The sequence below is a fragment of the Pseudomonas sp. MPB03 genome (assembly GCF_046605385.1).
Lineage (GTDB): Bacteria > Pseudomonadota > Gammaproteobacteria > Pseudomonadales > Pseudomonadaceae > Aquipseudomonas > Aquipseudomonas zanjanensis.
Window position 1 is genome coordinate 4757332 of sequence record NZ_CP176770.1, and the last position, 14491, is coordinate 4771822.

General features: G+C 62.7%; 16 protein-coding genes. 10 read left to right on the forward strand and 6 right to left on the reverse strand.

The genetic code is table 11. The features are described 5' to 3' along the window. Positions 1–33: 33 nt before the first annotated feature. The 4 genes from ACLH0I_RS20335 to ACLH0I_RS20350 form a co-directional block, all read right to left on the reverse strand. Positions 34–1200 (reverse strand): cysteine desulfurase family protein, encoded by a 1167-nt coding sequence (locus tag ACLH0I_RS20335; protein WP_411385223.1) that lies wholly within the window; start codon positions 1198–1200, stop codon positions 34–36. Between the two features lie 159 nt (positions 1201–1359). Then, positions 1360–1974, reverse strand: coding sequence for a LysE family translocator (locus ACLH0I_RS20340; RefSeq protein ID WP_053123629.1), 615 nt, complete (start codon positions 1972–1974; stop codon positions 1360–1362). 102 nt (positions 1975–2076) lie between these two features. Beyond that, on the reverse strand, positions 2077–2343 hold the full coding sequence (locus ACLH0I_RS20345; RefSeq protein WP_250965317.1) for a hypothetical protein: 267 nt from the start codon (positions 2341–2343) through the stop codon (positions 2077–2079). A gap of 116 nt (positions 2344–2459) precedes the next feature. Continuing rightward, positions 2460–2825: an antibiotic biosynthesis monooxygenase gene (locus ACLH0I_RS20350; protein ID WP_186709636.1), complete on the reverse strand. Its 366-nt coding sequence runs from the start codon at positions 2823–2825 to the stop codon at positions 2460–2462. Between the two features lie 96 nt (positions 2826–2921). Here ACLH0I_RS20350 and soxR point away from each other — a divergent pair, with 96 nt between their 5' ends. From soxR to ACLH0I_RS20400, 10 genes are all read left to right on the forward strand, one after another. After that, entirely contained in the window at positions 2922–3374 is a 453-nt protein-coding gene (gene soxR / locus ACLH0I_RS20355) for a redox-sensitive transcriptional activator SoxR (RefSeq protein ID WP_250965315.1), read from the forward strand. Positions 3375–3478: 104 nt separating this feature from the next. Next, a complete protein-coding gene (locus ACLH0I_RS20360) occupies positions 3479–3937 on the forward strand; it encodes a VOC family protein (protein ID WP_186730980.1) in 459 nt (152 codons plus the stop codon). 284 nt (positions 3938–4221) lie between these two features. Continuing rightward, the gene (locus ACLH0I_RS20365) at positions 4222–5436 is read left to right on the forward strand and encodes a PepSY-associated TM helix domain-containing protein (RefSeq protein WP_411385224.1); all 1215 of its coding nucleotides are present in this window, start codon (positions 4222–4224) and stop codon (positions 5434–5436) included. After that, the gene (locus tag ACLH0I_RS20370; protein WP_250965312.1) at positions 5433–5975 is read left to right on the forward strand and encodes a thiamine pyrophosphate-binding protein; all 543 of its coding nucleotides are present in this window, start codon (positions 5433–5435) and stop codon (positions 5973–5975) included. The genes ACLH0I_RS20365 and ACLH0I_RS20370 overlap by 4 nt, the downstream gene beginning before the upstream one ends. Then, positions 5972–6298, forward strand: a complete 327-nt coding sequence (locus ACLH0I_RS20375; protein WP_186709646.1) for a hypothetical protein — start codon at positions 5972–5974, stop codon at positions 6296–6298. The genes ACLH0I_RS20370 and ACLH0I_RS20375 overlap by 4 nt, the downstream gene beginning before the upstream one ends. Next, positions 6295–6870, forward strand: a complete 576-nt coding sequence (locus tag ACLH0I_RS20380) for a DUF6162 family protein (RefSeq protein WP_411385225.1) — start codon at positions 6295–6297, stop codon at positions 6868–6870. Before ACLH0I_RS20375 ends, ACLH0I_RS20380 begins: the two co-directional genes overlap by 4 nt. A 35-nt stretch (positions 6871–6905) precedes the next feature. Continuing rightward, positions 6906–7835: a metal ABC transporter substrate-binding protein gene (locus ACLH0I_RS20385; RefSeq protein ID WP_411385226.1), complete on the forward strand. Its 930-nt coding sequence runs from the start codon at positions 6906–6908 to the stop codon at positions 7833–7835. Continuing rightward, positions 7832–8584, forward strand: coding sequence for a metal ABC transporter ATP-binding protein (locus tag ACLH0I_RS20390; RefSeq protein WP_411385227.1), 753 nt, complete (start codon positions 7832–7834; stop codon positions 8582–8584). The genes ACLH0I_RS20385 and ACLH0I_RS20390 overlap by 4 nt, the downstream gene beginning before the upstream one ends. Beyond that, positions 8584–9483, forward strand: coding sequence for a metal ABC transporter permease (locus ACLH0I_RS20395; RefSeq protein ID WP_014339414.1), 900 nt, complete (start codon positions 8584–8586; stop codon positions 9481–9483). Before ACLH0I_RS20390 ends, ACLH0I_RS20395 begins: the two co-directional genes overlap by 1 nt. Beyond that, on the forward strand, positions 9484–10377 hold the full coding sequence (locus ACLH0I_RS20400) for a metal ABC transporter substrate-binding protein (protein WP_411385228.1): 894 nt from the start codon (positions 9484–9486) through the stop codon (positions 10375–10377). A gap of 273 nt (positions 10378–10650) precedes the next feature. Here ACLH0I_RS20400 and prpF read toward each other — a convergent pair whose 3' ends face one another. Next, positions 10651–11841, reverse strand: coding sequence for a 2-methylaconitate cis-trans isomerase PrpF (prpF, locus tag ACLH0I_RS20405; RefSeq protein ID WP_411385229.1), 1191 nt, complete (start codon positions 11839–11841; stop codon positions 10651–10653). A gap of 51 nt (positions 11842–11892) precedes the next feature. After that, positions 11893–14484 carry a Fe/S-dependent 2-methylisocitrate dehydratase AcnD gene (gene acnD / locus ACLH0I_RS20410; protein WP_411385230.1) on the reverse strand — a complete coding sequence of 864 codons (2592 nt, stop codon included), beginning with the start codon at positions 14482–14484 and terminating at the stop codon, positions 11893–11895. Positions 14485–14491 lie beyond the last annotated feature (7 nt).

Below are 14491 nucleotides of genomic sequence, written 5' to 3' on the forward strand. Positions count from 1 at the left end.
TCATTGAAATTGTTGTTCGATGCCGAAGACGGCTTATTGAGTGGTGACCCAGAATGCCGGCGCAGTCGCGCACGCGGCCTTGATCAACCGCACCGCCTCATCGATATCCTGCTCGGTGGTAAAGCGCCCCAAGCTCAAGCGAATGGTCCGCCCGGCCGCCCGGGCATCGTGACCCAGGGCCAGCAGCACGTGGGACGGCGTGTTCTGCGCCGAATTGCAGGCCGAGGTCGCGGAAAACGCAATCGATGCGCCCAATGTCGCCGGATTGAACTCACCTTCGTTGAACGTCAGGCTCAGTGTGTGGGGAATCCGGCAGCTTGCACTGCCGTTTATACACACTCCGGGCAAGGCCAGCAGCGGCTCGAGCAAACGATTGCGCAATCGGGCGACTTTAGCGAGTTCTTCGTCAAATGCCGTGGCTGCCAATTCGAATGCGGCGCCCATGGCGGCAATCTGGTGGGTCGCCAGGGTTCCGGAACGCAAACCGCCCTCATGGCCACCGCCATGAATCTGCGCCGACAGCCGTGGCCGGGCACGGTCGCCGACGTAGAGCGCACCGATGCCCTTGGGGCCGTAGATTTTATGCGCGGAAAAAGACATCAGGTCCACCGGCCAGTGGGACAGGTCGATCTGTACCTTGCCGGCGCCTTGGGCGGCGTCCACATGAAACAACGCACCGTGCTGGCGAACGATCTCGCCGATGGCGATGACGTCGTTGACGGTGCCCAGCTCGTTGTTCACCAGCATCAGCGACACCAGGAACGTGTCTTCACGCAACGCCTCGCGAACCGCCTGTGGGCTGACCAGCCCCTCGGCGTCCGGCGCCAACCAGGTGACCGCGACGCCGCTCTCTTCGAGTTGGCGCGCCGTATCGAGAATCGCCTTGTGCTCGATCAGGCTGGTGATGATGTGGCCGGCGCAAGCACCGCGTGACTGGGCCACACCCTTGAGGGCCAGGTTGTTGGATTCGGTGGCGCCGGACGTCCAGACGATCTGTTCGGGCTGGGCCCCCACCAATTGCGCCACCTGCTGGCGGGCACGCTCCACCGAGCGCCGGGCCTCCTGGCCGAAGGCGTGGGAACTGGAAGCCGGGTTGCCAAAGTTGCCGTCAAAACCCAGGCACTCGACCATGACTCGGATGACCCGCTCATCCACCGGCGTGGTGGCGGCATAATCGAAATACAAAGGACGTTTATTCATAGGAAACTCGCAGAGCCTGCTCCGGGATCAGGCGCCCTCGTTGGGTTCGAGACTAGCAATACCTGATCAAAGACCTTAAAGAAGTCGGACTTCGTTTAAAAGTGCGTAGGAACGCTCCTGAACAGCGAGCTTAGCAGGCATCGCGTCGAAGCTCAGCCCTCAACTGATGCTTTCGAGCAGCAACGGATACATCGAAGCGACCAACAACAGCGCCATGCCCCAGTTGAACACGCGCAACCAGCGACGGTCCCGCAACAGGTTGCGCAACAGGCTGCCGCACACCACCCACAGGCTCACGCTTGGCAGGTTGATCAAGGCAAACACCGCCGCAATCACCAGCACATTGAAGAAGTAGCCTTGAAGTGGCGTGTAGGTGCTGATGGCACCGATGGCCATGATCCAGGCCTTGGGATTGACCCATTGGAACGCCGCGGCGCCCCAGTAGCTGATCGGCGTATTGTTCCCCGGCTGGCTGTCCGAAACCGGACCGGAGTGGGCAATTTTCCACGCCAGGTACAACAGGTATGCGGCGCCGATGTAGCGCAGCGCGGTATAGAGCAGTGGATATGTCTGGAACACCGCACCCAGGCCAAGGCCTACCGCCAGCACCAGGGAAAAGAAGCCGCAGGTAATGCCCAGCATGTGCGGAATGGTGCGGTTGAAACCGAAATTGACACCCGAGGCCAACAACATGGTGTTGTTAGGGCCGGGCGTGATCGAAGTCACCAGGGCAAACAGGGCGAAGCCCAGCAGCAGGTCAAGCGAAAGGGTCATGTCAGGTCAGTCCATCAGGGGCGGTCAGTCAAGTCACGACCCTACCCCACGTCCTGGCCCAAACCCACGGACAGTTAGGCAAAACTTTGAGCGGTACAGTCCTTAGCTTGACCGGCCTGGCTGTTGCACGACCTGCTCGGCGCTCATCTGGCCTTGATCGTCGAACCCCACGTTTTTCGGTGACGAGCCGAGCAGCTCGGCTTTCTTTGCGTGGTACTCCTCGAACGAAAGGCCTCGGCGATTCAAGGCTTCAAGGGCCAGCTCGCGAGTCTCGTCGGCGGTGTAGGGGCGCAGCTCCGGGGAGGAGCTGGCGCAGCCGCCCAAGAGGGTGGCGGCCAACAGCAGCAAAACAGCTAAGGTACGGTTCATGGCAGGTGTCCGGTGTTCTGGAGTTGGGCGATGAACAAAGGCTACCCGCCGGCCTTGCGCTGCAGAAATCAACCCTCTCGATAGTGGGTATTGCCTACTTGGATCAGCCGTTGCGCTTAATCGACCAACTGGCAATGCAGCGCGTTGTCCAGGCTGCGCTCAATGTTGCGTAGCACCTGGAACGAGCCGAATGTGACGGCTTTGGCTCGATGAACCTGGATCAGCCGCCAGAAACCCGAGTCGCCACTTTCGAAGCTTCGAAGCGCCGCCTCGCCGGCCTCGCGGGTTTGCCACTGCAAATAGTTGAGCACGCGCCGACCATCCTCGCTGGCCTGGATACTCGCACTCAGGAAACCCTGGTGGTCCCGGGCCAGGCGCTCGGTCTGTTCCGACAAGGCCGTGACCAGCGCCTGCTGCCATTGAGGTTCGATGTCGAATTCCATCAGTTGGGTGAAACTGCGATTGTTCCTTGGCGATTGCATGAAAGGTCCCCTATGCAGGTCAGGCGGATCTTGCGATCCGAAGGCGTGCAGGGTAAAACCTCTAGTTAAGTCAAGGTCAAGCAGTGAATTGAGGCGATGGCGCAAATCGATGTCCACAAGGAACTCACCGTCGGCCAAGTGGCCGCCCGCAGCGGCGTGGCGGTGACTGCCCTGCACTTCTACGAATCCAAGGGGCTGATCAAAAGCACGCGCAATCAGGGCAACCAACGTCGTTATCCACGGGCGGTATTGCGCCGCGTGGCACTGATCAAGGTCGCCCAGCGCCTGGGCATTCCCTTGGCGGAGATCGGCGAGGCGTTGAAAAAACTGCCGGACAACCGTGCCCCAACGGCCGCCGACTGGCAGACCTTGTCGGCGCAGTGGAGCCGGGACCTGGACGAGCGCATCAGCCAATTGATGGCGCTGCGTGATCGACTCAACGGCTGCATTGGCTGCGGATGCCTGTCGATGGAAGCGTGTCCGCTGCGCAATCAGGGCGATGTGCTGGGCCAGCACGGGCCGGGAGCCCATCTGCTGGAACAGCCCTGAAGCGTTCGTCGGGCTCCACGCCCACCCAGGCTCGCTGGCCTATAGTGGAGGGGCGCAAATCGACGAAGACTCTCTTCGCCTCCCATAACAAAAGGAGAAACGTCATGGGCGTCAACGCTATTCCCGAAGGTTTCCATAACATCACCCCCTACCTGGGCATTCAAAAAGCCGCCGAAGCCATCGACTTCTATAAAAAAGCCTTCAATGCCACCGAGGTCATGCGCCTGGCCATGCCTGATGGCGGCATCGGGCATGCCGAACTGCGGATCAACGGATATCCGATCATGCTCGGCACCCCTTGCGATCAAGGCCCGCTGAGTAACCCGGACACATCGCCATCGGTCGGCCTGCATCTCTATGTCGAAGATGTGGACAGCGCATTCGCCCAGGCCATTGCCGCGGGCGGCACGGTGATTTCCGAGGTCAAGGACCAGTTCTATGGGGATCGCACCGGCACCTTGAAGGATCCCTATGGGCATCTATGGTTCCTGGCGACACACAAAGAGGATCTGAGCCAGGAACAGATCGAGCAACGGGCCAGGGAGATGTTTCAACAAGGCTGACTTGACTGGTATCCACTGGTTCGCCCCCCTGTAGGAGCTGCCGAGTGCAACGAGGCTGCGATCTTTCCCCAGACACTTGAGTCTCAAGCGAAAGATCGCAGCCTTCGGCAGTTCCTACCACGCGAAACATTTTCTTTCATCTTTCCCTTCAGGATTGGGATCGCTCGTTCGTCTTAATTAGATGCAGCAGGCCGCGTCGGCAAAAGCCACGGCCTGCTTTTTGGGTTCACGGGTATTACGAAGCCCGTAATACGGAACCTTTCATCGAATCAAGACGTTCAATCATGTCGAAGAAATCCCGCTCCAAACTCTGGTTCCTGGTCCATAGCTGGCTGGCATTGCCCATCTGGTTCTTCGTGCTCATTGTCTGTGTCACCGGCACCCTGGCGGTGGTCAGCCAGGAGATCGTCTGGCTCGTCAACCCTGAGATGCGCGCCAGCAAGCCCTCGGACGATGCCGCGCTGCTCAGCTACGACCAGATCATCAGCGCGATCAAGCAGGCCCAGCCGCAAACCCAGGTGCAAAACATCATTCGCCCGGACGAGTCGCATTTTGCCCTGGAAGTCGGCGTGACCTACCCTGACGGACGTCCCGACACGGTCTACGTCAACCCGTACAGCGGCGCCATCCAGGGCTCGGCGCCGACGTTCAACTTCCAGGCCTTCACCCGCGCCCTGCATGGCTGGTGGCTGGTGCCGTTCACCAACGGCTACAGCTGGGGCTGGTACCTGGTGTCGTTCCTGGGCCTGCCGTTGCTCGCGTCACTGGTGACGGGGCTGGTGGTCTACAAGCGTTTCTGGAAAGGCTTCTTGCGTCCGACCCTGCGAATCCGCCATGGCGCGCGGATTTTCTGGGGTGATTTCCACCGGCTCAGCGGGATCTGGTCGATCTGGTTCATCGCGGTCATCTCCGTCACCGGCACCTGGTTCCTGATCCAGGCCTTGCTGGGCGACAACCAGATTTCCATTTCCAGCGAACCGGTCATCCCGGTGGTGGCCCGTGAAAACGTGCCGTTGTCCGTCGACGGCCTGCCTCCCCCGCTGTTGAACCTGGACCGAGCCATTGAAATCGCCCAGCAACGCATCCCGGGACTGGAAGCAAGTTTCATCAGCCTGCCCGCCAATGCCTATAGCCATCTGGAAATCGGCGGCCGCGGCTGGTATCCACTGATGTTCCAGACTGCCACCATCAACCCCTACAACGGTGACGTGGCCGCCTCGCGGCTGCTGTCCGATCGCACGACCCTGGAGTTCGTCACCGAATCCATGCGGCCCTTGCACACCGGGGATTTCGGCGGCCTCTGGATCAAGCTCATCTGGTTTTTCTTCGGTTTGATCATGAGCATGATGGTCCTCAGCGGGCTGCTGATCTGGACCAAACGCACGGCCCTGGCCACCGCCAATGCCTTCAAGCGTAGCCAGAAACCTACCCGTGGCGCCCGCCTCACGCAGGCATTGCAACCGTCCGTCCACCGCGAATCGTCGGAGGGCAGCCTGTGACCCCATCCAATGCCGCTTCATCACCGTCGCGCCTGAGCCTGTTCTGGCATAAATGGCGCTTCCACCTCAACGTGCTGTTGCTGCTGATCCCCCTGGGGTTCATGCCTAAATACCTCTCCGAAGCCGCGCTGTTCCGCGGTGATGCCGGGCTGGGCGAGCGGGAAGTCGGCGAAGTCCAGGTCGGACCCTGGAGCCTGCGCCTGGCGGAATTTCGCAACGAAGCCCCACGCATCCAAGGGCCTGCCGGCCCCATGAAACACTTCAACGCGGCTCTGTGCCAAAGCTGTATCGGCCAGGTCAAGGCCACCTACCTGCGCATCGGCAAACCTCGCAGCCTTAGGGCCGCCGGGGTGATTTTCTTCGGCTCGCCCTACCGTATGGGTGCCTTGTTGCCCGTCCCGGCAAAGACCCAGCCCGACGCCGAACTGTGGATAACCCTGGAGGGTTGGGACGGTTCGATGCATCAGGCTTCCATCCCCCTGAGCCAGGCCTCCCCGGCCACTGTTGCCTGGCTGAAGAATCAAGGAGCCAAACCATGACCCTTCGCGCCTTATCCAAGGGCCTGGCGCTGCTGTTATGCGCGGGCGCAAGCACCAGCGTCCTGGCCCACAACCCGATGTGCGAGTGCAAGGCCATCGACGCCGAGCAGATCCAATGCACCGGTGGTTTTTCCGACGGCAGCGGTGCGCCGGGGGTGACCCTCGACGTGATCGGTTATGACGAAACCATCCTCGTCCCGGGCAAGCTCGGCGCCGACTCGAAGCTGACCTTCAAGAAACCGAACGCTGAATTCTACGTACTCTTCGACGCCGGCCCCGGCCACGTGGTGGAAATCGACCAAGCCGACATCGAGGCCCCATGAGCAACGCCACGACTCAAGTCATCCGTCCCGCCGGCGCGGGTCATGAAACCCTGTATGTGTTGTTGCTGTGCCTGGTCATCGCGCTGGTGGCCGGGTCCGTGGTGGCGTGGCATGGCAAAGCCGAAGAGGCCCCTCACCTGGCCTCGAACCAACTCGACGCCCGCCGCGACCTCAGCGCCGCCGAGCAAGGTATCTATGCCGACCTGCGGGTGACCCTGGATGAAATCCGCTTGCTGCGCGAAGACCAACACACCCTGCCCGCCCCGCAGACCCTGGCCGAGGAAGGCTTTGCGCCATTCGCCCAGGACGCCAGTTCCGTCAGCCGCGGCGGCCATGCCTGGCAACAGCTGCAGGACCAGGCCTACTTCGGCGCCAGTGCCAATTCGTCCGTGGCTGGTTCGTTTCTGATGCGCATCGGCGAAGCGTCCAACGCCGCCCCGGACATCTGGCTCAACCGCGGCAAGGGCCTCGCGACGCCCACCACCCTGGACGACGCGGCTTTGTCCGCCGCTGGCTGGCGGCAGATCGTCGCGCAATACGATGCCGGCGTAACCCGCCAGCACCGGCACTGACCCCACGCCTTCATTCGAGAGAAGACCGTTTGCCCATGCCTATTGCATCCCAACGCCGACCCTTGCTGCGCCTTCTGTTGATCGGCCTGCTGGCCTGCCTGTTCACCTCGCCGGTGAGCGCCGAAACAGCCAAGCGCCTGCGCATCGGTATCACCTTGCACCCGTATTACAGCTACGTGTCCAACATCGTCGGCGACAAGGCCGAGGTCGTGCCGCTGATCCCGGCCGGTTTCAACCCCCACGCCTATGAGCCCCGGGCCGAAGACATCAAGCGTATCGGCGGCCTCGACGTGATCGTGCTGAACGGCGTCGGTCACGACGATTTTGCCGACCGCATGATCGCAGCCAGCGAAACCCCGAACGTGAAGGTCATCGAGGCCAACGAGAACGTGCCCCTGCTGGCCGCCACCGGCACCGCCGCCCGAGGCGCGGGCAAAGTGGTAAACCCGCACACCTTCCTGTCCATCAGCGCCTCTATCGCCCAGGTCAATAACATTGCCCGGGAGTTGGGCAAGCTCGACCCGGACAATGCCAAGGCGTACACCCAGAACGCCCGCGCCTACGGCAAGCGCCTGCGGCAGATGCGCGCCGCCGCCCTGGCGAAACTGACCCAGGCCCCCAATGCCGAATTGCGGGTCGCCACGGTGCATGCCGCCTACGACTATCTGCTGCGCGAATTCGGCCTGGAAGTGACCGCCGTGGTCGAGCCGGCCCATGGCATCGAGCCGAGCCCCAGCCAATTGAAGAAAACCATCGATCAATTGCGCGAGCTGGACGTGAAGGTGATCTTTTCGGAGATGGATTTCCCTTCCACCTACGTCGACACCATCCAGCGTGAATCGGGCGTGAAGTTGTACCCGCTCTCGCACATTTCCTACGGCGACTACAGTGCCGAGAAGTACGAAAAAGAAATGGCCGGCAACCTCGACACCGTGGTCCGGGCGATCCAGGAGTCCGGCGCATGACTGTCCAGGAACCCCTCACCCTGCACCCCGCGGGTCCCTTGATTGCGTTCGCCGAGGTCAGCCTGAACCTGGGCCGCACCAGCATTCTCGACAACGTCGCCTTCCAGGTGGAGCCCGGCAGCATTCATGCCTTGGTCGGCCCTAATGGCGGCGGCAAGAGCTCGCTGATCAAGACCTTGTTGGGGCAGATGCCGCACCAGGGCCGCTTGAGCCTGCAATGGCCGGGCGAACCGGGGGTGATCGGCTACGTGCCCCAGGCGCTGGAATTCGACCGGGGCCTGCCCATGACGGTGGATGATTTCATGGCGGCAATGTGTCAGCGGCGGCCGGCCTTTCTCGGCGTGAGCAAGCATTACGCCGGCGCCATTGGCCAGGCCCTGGAGCGGGTCGGCATGCAGGACAAGCGCAAGCGACGCATGGGCGCGCTGTCCGGCGGCGAGCGCCAGCGGGTGTTGCTGGCCCAGGGGTTGATTCCCTCGCCGCAATTGCTGGTGCTGGATGAACCGATGTCGGCCCTGGACGAGGCCGGTATCCAGGTGTTCGAACGGTTGCTGCAGGACTGGCGCCAGGCCGGGATCACCGTGCTGTGGATCGAACATGACCTGGAAGCCGTCGGACGCTTGGCCGACCGTGTCACCGGCCTGAATCGTCGAGTGCTGTTCGACGGCCCGCCACGCCAGACCCTGACCCCTGAGCGGCTGCTGACGCTGTTTTCCACCCATCCACGCACGAACGGGAGCGCGGCTTGATGAGTTATGAAGCCTTTCGTTTGATGGTCCAGGGGTGGGCTTCGGCCGGTTACCTGCCCGAGGCGCTGGCCTATGGGTTCGTCGTCAATGCACTACTGGCCGGGCTATTGATCGGTCCGGTGCTGGGCGGCCTCGGCACGCTGGTGGTGGTCAAGCGCTTCGCGTTTTTCTCCGAAGCGGTGGGCCACGCGGCGCTGACCGGCGTGGCCATCGGCATCCTGCTCGGCGAGCCCTACACCGGGCCTTACGGCAGCCTGTTCGGCTACTGCTTGCTGTTCGGCATCCTGCTCAATTACCTGCGCAACCGCACCGGCCTGGCGCCCGATACGCTGATCGGCGTCTTCCTGTCGGTGTCCCTGGCCCTGGGCGCCAGCCTGCTGCTGATCCTGGCGGGCAAGATCAATGTACACATCCTGGAAAACGTACTGTTCGGCTCGGTACTGACGGTCAATGGCAATGACCTGCTGGTGCTGGCGGTGGTCGGCTCGCTGGTGATGGCCCTGGCCTTGCCGCTGTACAACCGCATCATGCTCGCCAGCTTCAACCCGCAACTGGCGGCGGTGCGCGGGGTGGCGGTCAAGACCCTGGACTACCTGTTCGTGGTCCTGGTAACGCTGATCACCGTGGCGGCGGTGAAAGTCATCGGTGCCATTCTGGTGGGCGCGTTGCTCGTGATTCCCGCTGCGGCGGCGCGCTTGCTCAGCCAATCATTGAAAGGCTTTTTCTGGTGTTCGGTGCTGATCGCCACCGTCAGTACCTTGTGCGGGATCCTCGCGCCGATTGTGTTCGACCTGCCGATCCCGTCCGGTGCCGCGATCATCCTGGTGGCCGGCATCGCCTTCGCCCTGAGCGCCATCGCCCGTGGTGTCGTCCCCAGCCTCAAAGGGAATCTTGGATAAATGGTTTTTTCATTGCGACAACTGACCCTGGCCGTCGCGTTGTGCGGCGTGGCCGTCACCTCGTCATTCGCCGACGAAAAGGTCCGTCTGCTGGCATCGCTGCCGGTCACCTATGGGTTGAGCGAGGCCTTGCTCAAGGGCACCGAGGTCAGCCTGGAGCGGGCCGCGCCCGACAATCTGCCCGGCACCCGCCAGAGCGCCTACTTCAGCGGCCGGGGCGCACCGGCCTTGAGCAAACTGGCCAGCAATGCCGATGGGGTGGTCGGCCTGCGCTCGCTCTGGCCGGACGATCCGCTGTACCCCATGGCCCGACGCAGCAATATCCGCATCGTCGAAGTCGATGCCGCGCGCCCGGTGGACGGCGCCCTGCCCGGTATCGCCGTGCAACCGGGCATGACTGACGGCTTGGCAAGTCAACCATGGATGGCCAGCCATAACCTGGGGCGCATGGCCGACGTGATCGCCGCCGACCTGGTGCGCCTGGCCCCGGCGGACAAATCGAAAATCGACGCCAACCTGGCGGCCCTCAAGCAGCGCCTGCTCAAACTCAGCGCCGACAGCGAAAAACGCCTCGCCAGCGCCGATAACTTGAGCGTGGTCAGCCTGAGCGAGCATTTCGGCTACCTGATCAGCGGGCTCAACCTGGACGCCATCAGCACCGACACCCGGCCCGATGCCGAGTGGTCAGCCGAAGCCCTCAAGCAGTTGAGTGCGATATTGAAAGACAACGACGTAGCGCTGGTGCTGCATCACCGCCAACCCTCGGATGCGCTGAAGGCCGCCATTACCGAAGGAGGTAGCCAACTGCTTGTGTTGAGCACCGACGGGCCCGATCCGGTGGCCGAGCTGGAAAGTAATGTTGGGCTGGTGGTCACCGCACTGACGGCGGACTGACGGAAGAAATACGATCAACCTGTGGGAGCGAGCCTGCTCGCGATGGGGTCGGCGCATTCAACATTGATGTGGACTGACACACCGCTTTCGCGAGCAAGCCCGCTCCCACAGGTTTGTCGTGGATGTTCGAAGATTCTGTGTTCACCACAAATCCACTGTGGGAGCGGGCTTGCTCGCGAAGGGGTCGGCACATTCGACATTGGCGTCGACTGATCCACCGCCATCGCGAGCAGGCTCGCTCCCACAGGTTTTGGTTATTCCTGAAGTATTGAGTTAGAAAGCATCCCCTGGCACCCGCACGAACCCTTCCATCAAAACCCGCGCACTGCGGCTCATGATGGCTTTTTTTACGGTCCATTCGCCGTTGACCTGGCTGGCCTCGGCGCCGACGCGCAAGGTGCCGGACGGGTGGCCGAAGCGCACGGCGTTGCGCTCGATGCCGCCCGCCGCGAGATTCACCAGGGTGCCGGAAATCGCCGCGGCCGTGCCGATGGCCACTGCTGCCGTACCCATCATGGCGTGGTGCAGCTTGCCCATGGACAGCGCCCGTACCAACAGATCAACGTCACCAGCCACCACGGCTTTCCCGCTGGATGAAACGTAGTCCGCCGGCGGTGCCACGAATGCCACTTTCGGCGTGTGCTGGCGCTGGGCGGCTTCGTCCAGGTGCTTGATCAAGCCCATGCGCAAGGCGCCGTGGGCGCGAATGGTTTCGAACATCGCCAACGCCTTGGGGTCGCCATTGATAGCACCTTGCAACTCGGTGCCGGTGTAGCCCACATCGCGAGCATTGATGAAAATCGTCGGGATCCCGGCGTTGATCAGCGTCGCCTTCAAAGTACCGACACCGGGCACCTCCAAGTCATCCACCAAATGGCCGGTCGGGAACATCGAGCCGCCACCGCCCTCTTCCTCGGCCGCCGGGTCCATGAACTCCAACTGCACTTCGGCCGCCGGAAAGGTCACGCCGTCGAGTTCGAAGTCACCGGTTTCCTGCACCGCGCCGTCGGTGATCGGCACATGGGCGATGATGGTCTTGCCGATGTTGGCCTGCCAGATCCGCACCACGGCCACGCCGTTGTGCGGAATACGGCCGGGCTCCACCAAGCCACTGCTGATGGCAAACGACCCCACCGCCGCCGACAGGTTGCCGCAGTTGCCACTCCAGTCCACGAACGGTTTATCAATGGACACCTGGCCGAACAGGTAATCGACATCGTGGTCGGCCCGGGTGCTCTTGGACAGGATCACCGTCTTGCTGGTGCTGGAGGTCGCGCCGCCCATGCCATCGATCTGCTTCTCGTACGGGTCAGGGCTGCCAATCACCCGCAGCAACAGGGCGTCCCGGACCGGGCCAGGGACGCGGGCCGCTTCGGGCAGGTCTTGCAGGCTGAAGAACACGCCTTTGCTGGTGCCGCCACGCATGTAGGTCGCGGGAATCTTGATTTGAGGCGAGTGAGCCATGCTCTAACTCCTGAAAAAATGGGTGGCCAGAACACCGGCCACCCAAGCGATTTAAACGGCGACCGCCGACTCCAGGAAATCCTGGGCGAAGCGTTGCAACACGCCCCCGGCTTCGTAGATCGACACTTCTTCGGCGGTATCGAGGCGGCAGGTCACCGGCACCTCGACGCGCTCGCCATTCTTGCGAGTGATGACCAGGGTCAGTGTCGCCCGCGGGGTGCGCTCGCCGATCACGTCATAGATTTCGCTGCCGTCGATGCCCAGGGTCTTGCGATCGGTACCGGGCTTGAACTCCAACGGCAACACGCCCATGCCCACCAGGTTGGTGCGGTGGATGCGCTCGAACCCTTCGGCCGCGATCGCCTCGACACCTGCCAGGCGCACGCCCTTGGCCGCCCAGTCCCGAGACGAACCCTGGCCATAGTCGGCACCGGCAATGATGATCAGCGGCTGCTTGCGCTCCATGTAGGTCTCGATGGCTTCCCACATGCGCATGACTTTGCCTTCCGGCTCGACCCGCGCCAGGGAACCCTGCTTGACCTTACCGTCCTCAACGACCATTTCGTTGAACAGTTTCGGGTTGGCGAAAGTGGCGCGCTGCGCGGTCAGGTGGTCGCCGCGGTGGGTCGCGTAGGAGTTGAAGTCCTCTTCCGGCAAGCCCATTTTCGCCAAGTATTCACCGGCGGCGCTGTCCAGCATGATGGCGTTGGACGGCGACAGGTGATCAGTGGTGATGTTGTCTGGCAGCACCGCCAGCGGGCGCATGCCCTTGAGCGGCCGCGCACCGGCCAGTGCGCCTTCCCAATACGGTGGGCGACGGATGTAGGTGCTTTGTGGGCGCCAGTCGTACAGCGGCGTCACTTTCGGCCCGGTGTCTTCCTGGATAGCGAACATCGGGATGTACACCTGGCGGAACTGCTCGGGTTTCACTGACGCCTTGACCACGGCGTCGATTTCTTCATCGCTCGGCCAGATGTCCTTGAGGCGGATTTCCCGACCGTCCACCACGCCCAGCACATCCTTCTCGATGTCGAAACGAATGGTCCCGGCGATGGCATACGCGACCACCAGCGGCGGCGAGGCCAGGAACGCCTGCTTGGCGTACGGATGGATACGCCCGTCAAAGTTGCGGTTGCCCGACAACACGGCGGTGGCGTACAGGTCGCGATCGATGATTTCCTGCTGGATCACCGGGTCCAACGCACCCGACATGCCGTTACAGGTGGTGCAGGCGAACGCCACCACGCCGAAGCCCAGCTTCTCGAGTTCGGACGTCAGGCCGGCTTCATCCAGGTACAACGCCACGGTTTTCGAACCCGGCGCCAAGGACGACTTGACCCACGGCTTGCGGGCCAGGCCCAGGCGGTTGGCGTTGCGCGCCAGCAGGCCGGCGGCGATCACGTTGCGCGGGTTGCTGGTGTTGGTGCAACTGGTGATCGCGGCGATGATCACCGCGCCGTCGGGCATTTGTCCGGGCACATCGTCCCACTGGCCGGAAATGCCTTTGGCGGCCAGGTCCGACACCGCGACACGGGAGTGGGGATTGCTGGGACCTGCCATGTTGCGCACCACCGACGACAGGTCGAAGGTCAGGCCACGCTCGTATTGCGCGCCCTTGAGGCTATCGGCCCACAGGCCCACGTGCTTGGCATAGGTTTCCACCAACTGCACCTGGGTGTCTTCGCGGCCGGTGAGCTTCAGGTAATCGATCGTCTGTTGATCGATATGGAACATCGCCGCCGTGGCGCCGTATTCCGGGGCCATGTTGGAGATGGTCGCGCGGTCGCCCAGGGTCAGGGCGCTGGCGCCTTCGCCGAAGAACTCCAGCCACGCCCCGACGACTTTCTGCTTGCGCAGGAACTCGGTCAGCGCCAGCACCATGTCGGTGGCGGTAATGCCCGGTTGCAGCTTGCCGGTCAGCTCGACGCCGACGATTTCCGGCAGGCGCATCCACGAGGCGCGACCGAGCATGACGCTTTCGGCTTCCAGGCCACCGACGCCGATGGCGATCACGCCCAGGGCATCGACGTGAGGCGTGTGGCTGTCGGTGCCGACGCAGGTGTCGGGGAAGGCCACGCCGTCACGCTGCTGGATCACCGGCGACATTTTTTCCAGGTTGATCTGGTGCATGATCCCGTTGCCCGGCGGAATCACATCGACGTTCTTGAAGGCTTTCTTGGTCCAGTTGATGAAGTGGAAGCGGTCTTCGTTGCGGCGGTCTTCAATGGCGCGGTTCTTGGCGAAGGCTTGCGGGTCGGAACCACCGCTTTCCACCGCCAGGGAATGGTCGACGATCAGTTGCGTCGGCACCACCGGGTTGACCTGCGCCGGGTCGCCACCCTGCAAGGCGATGGCGTCACGCAAGCCGGCGAGGTCCACCAGGGCAGTCTGGCCGAGGATGTCATGGCACACCACGCGCGCCGGGAACCACGGGAAGTCCAGGTCGCGCTTGCGCTCGATCAGTTGCAGCAGCGACTCGCGCAGCGTGGCCGGGTCGCAGCGCCGCACCAGGTTTTCCGCCAGCACGCGGGAGGTATACGGCAGGCCGTCATAGGCGCCGGGGCGAATGGCCTCCACTGCCCCGCGAACGTCGAAATAATCCAGCGAAGTGCCGGGCAGCGGTTTGCGAAATTCTGTGTTCATCGTCAGG

Excerpts from the sequence above, each read along its gene's own strand:
- ACLH0I_RS20335 (WP_411385223.1), bottom strand. The coding sequence starts at position 1,200 with ATGAATAAACGTCCTTTGTATTTCGATTATGCCGCCACCACGCCGGTG.
- ACLH0I_RS20340 (WP_053123629.1), bottom strand. The coding sequence starts at position 1,974 with ATGACCCTTTCGCTTGACCTGCTGCTGGGCTTCGCCCTGTTTGCCCTG.
- ACLH0I_RS20345 (WP_250965317.1), bottom strand. The coding sequence starts at position 2,343 with ATGAACCGTACCTTAGCTGTTTTGCTGCTGTTGGCCGCCACCCTCTTG.
- ACLH0I_RS20350 (WP_186709636.1), bottom strand. The coding sequence starts at position 2,825 with ATGCAATCGCCAAGGAACAATCGCAGTTTCACCCAACTGATGGAATTC.
- soxR (WP_250965315.1), top strand. The coding sequence starts at position 2,922 with ATGGCGCAAATCGATGTCCACAAGGAACTCACCGTCGGCCAAGTGGCC.
- ACLH0I_RS20360 (WP_186730980.1), top strand. The coding sequence starts at position 3,479 with ATGGGCGTCAACGCTATTCCCGAAGGTTTCCATAACATCACCCCCTAC.
- ACLH0I_RS20365 (WP_411385224.1), top strand. The coding sequence starts at position 4,222 with ATGTCGAAGAAATCCCGCTCCAAACTCTGGTTCCTGGTCCATAGCTGG.
- ACLH0I_RS20375 (WP_186709646.1), top strand. The coding sequence starts at position 5,972 with ATGACCCTTCGCGCCTTATCCAAGGGCCTGGCGCTGCTGTTATGCGCG.
- ACLH0I_RS20380 (WP_411385225.1), top strand. The coding sequence starts at position 6,295 with ATGAGCAACGCCACGACTCAAGTCATCCGTCCCGCCGGCGCGGGTCAT.
- ACLH0I_RS20385 (WP_411385226.1), top strand. The coding sequence starts at position 6,906 with ATGCCTATTGCATCCCAACGCCGACCCTTGCTGCGCCTTCTGTTGATC.
- ACLH0I_RS20390 (WP_411385227.1), top strand. The coding sequence starts at position 7,832 with ATGACTGTCCAGGAACCCCTCACCCTGCACCCCGCGGGTCCCTTGATT.
- ACLH0I_RS20395 (WP_014339414.1), top strand. The coding sequence starts at position 8,584 with ATGAGTTATGAAGCCTTTCGTTTGATGGTCCAGGGGTGGGCTTCGGCC.
- ACLH0I_RS20400 (WP_411385228.1), top strand. The coding sequence starts at position 9,484 with ATGGTTTTTTCATTGCGACAACTGACCCTGGCCGTCGCGTTGTGCGGC.
- prpF (WP_411385229.1), bottom strand. The coding sequence starts at position 11,841 with ATGGCTCACTCGCCTCAAATCAAGATTCCCGCGACCTACATGCGTGGC.
- acnD (WP_411385230.1), bottom strand. The coding sequence starts at position 14,484 with ATGAACACAGAATTTCGCAAACCGCTGCCCGGCACTTCGCTGGATTAT.